Here is a 1,976-nt window from a genome sequence, read left to right as displayed (position 1 = left end):
AATACCACAACTCTACTTGGGGTGAGTAGACCAGTGGATCTTCCCCACTAGCCCCTCGCAGAACCATGCATGAACCTCTCGACTCACATGGCTCCCATTAGATGAACACACTTGTTATACCTGCTTCCCAATGAGCAAATAATTTTGTATGGCTTCTTGCTAGCTTTTCCATACGCTCTGCAGCATATGTAGGTCTCTTCGCAAGCTTTTTATACTTTTTCATGCTCCATCGTACTAGCGTTCCATTCAGTCTTTCAAACACCCCGTTCAGTTCGGACTTGGTGAACTTTCCATAGTACCCCAGCCAGCCTCGTATCATCGGGTTTAGCCAATCTGCTATCTGCTGAAGGCTTAGATTGCTTTTGTTTCTAACATTCAGTTCTCTTATTTTCTGAGTGATGGCTTTCCTTGCTTTGGGACTGATAGCGGGTAGAAAACCACTAAATATTTCTCCCGTTCTGTGCTCCCTCGCTCTCCTTGATCTAAATTCATACCCTAAAAACACGAAACTGGTGTTGCCTTTATACGTTTCTTTTGAGCTACGTTTTCCGCAATATACTATCTTCGTCTTTTCGAGATGTATTTCTAGCTTGCACTCTAAAAACCGCTTTTCAAGTTCCGCCAATAAGGCCTCTGCTTGCTCCTTGGTTTTACAGTGGCATATGCCATCATCAGCATAGCGACACCACAAAGATTCAGGATGAGTTCTTTTCATCCAGTGATCAAATACATAATGCAAATATAGATTACTTAGCAAGGGACTAATAACGCCACCTTGAGGCGTTCCTTTGTCTCTATTCTTTATAGTGCCATCGGGTAACTCGAGTGGTGCTTTTATCCATCGCTCTAAATACAGTAAGATGCATTTGTTTTCGGTGTGATGACGTACAGCCTTCATCAGTAGTTCATGGTCTATGCTGTCAAATAACCCTTTGATATCAAACTCTATGAGCCAATCGTATTTCCAGCACCTCTTTCGGGTAACTCCTATGGCATCTAGTGCCGATTTATTCGGTCTGTATCCATAGGAGTCTTCCAAAAAATGGGGTTCTACACTTGGTTCAAATATCAGTTTAATCGCCATTTGGGCTATCCGATCTGATACAGTTGGTACTCCAAGCAGCCTTATCCCTCCTTGCTTCTTAGGGATTTCTACCCCTCTCACCGCAGGTGGAAAGTAGCTCCCTGAACTTAGTCTATTCCAAATTTTGTATAGGTTCTTATTGCGTTTCCTGTCAAAATCTTCCAGTGATTCATGATCTACACCTGAACCACCCTTGTTTGCTTTGACTTGTTTATAAGCTTCCCATACTAGACTTTTTGGTATATCAAATGGTTTTGGTTTATCCAACTCTTATCCTCTTATCGAGTTTTGAGGTTGATAACCTCATCTAACGCTGTCTCTTCACTCTGCTTCCATTACAGAAGCCTCTACGCTACTACAAACAGCCCCGCCACAGTAACTGGCATCGATACTCTCACTCTTGGGGTGTTATTCCTTGAGTTTCTCTCTTTACATCCAGATGACTGCTTCCCGTAGTTCCACATAAAAGCCTAAACTAGAATCATGCCATCTCTACACCGAACGTCGCATATACAGTAAGCAGGTATCCTATATGCTTGTCCCAAGATGAAGTCGAGACCTTGGTTTTGACGTTACTTTCGACTAACGATGCTTCAACAATGGTTCAGTTTTATTCATCTTTCTAGCTCATACCTCGCCAGCTATTGCTGACTTTCCTTAACGCTCACTACCATTGCTCTTTACAATAGCAGCTTAAGGTGGTTTGTAGCCAGCTCCTGTAAGCAGACTACGGCGGACCTACCGCCATCTTTTATGTAGCTTCGCTACGGCACACCGACCTCGTGTCGCACGTCGAGTAGCCACCTCCCATTGCTGGGAGGCAGCCCTCTAAGAACGGAGCGTGCGACTTTCACCGCACTCCGCTCAAGCTTGCATAAGGCTGGATGATTCT

The 1,976-nt window shown here is 44.0% G+C and carries 1 protein-coding gene; it reads right to left on the bottom strand.

The window, feature by feature from the left end:
- Positions 1 to 97: 97 nt before the first annotated feature.
- On the bottom strand, positions 98 to 1,351 hold the full coding sequence (ltrA, locus tag OK13_RS13595; protein WP_035891700.1) for a group II intron reverse transcriptase/maturase: 1,254 nt from the start codon (positions 1,349 to 1,351) through the stop codon (positions 98 to 100).
- Positions 1,352 to 1,976: the final 625 nt, after the last annotated feature.

Source organism: Legionella norrlandica, assembly GCF_000770585.1.
Classification (GTDB): Bacteria; Pseudomonadota; Gammaproteobacteria; order Legionellales; family Legionellaceae; genus Legionella; species Legionella norrlandica.
This window is presented reverse-complemented; position numbering and strand designations above follow the sequence as displayed.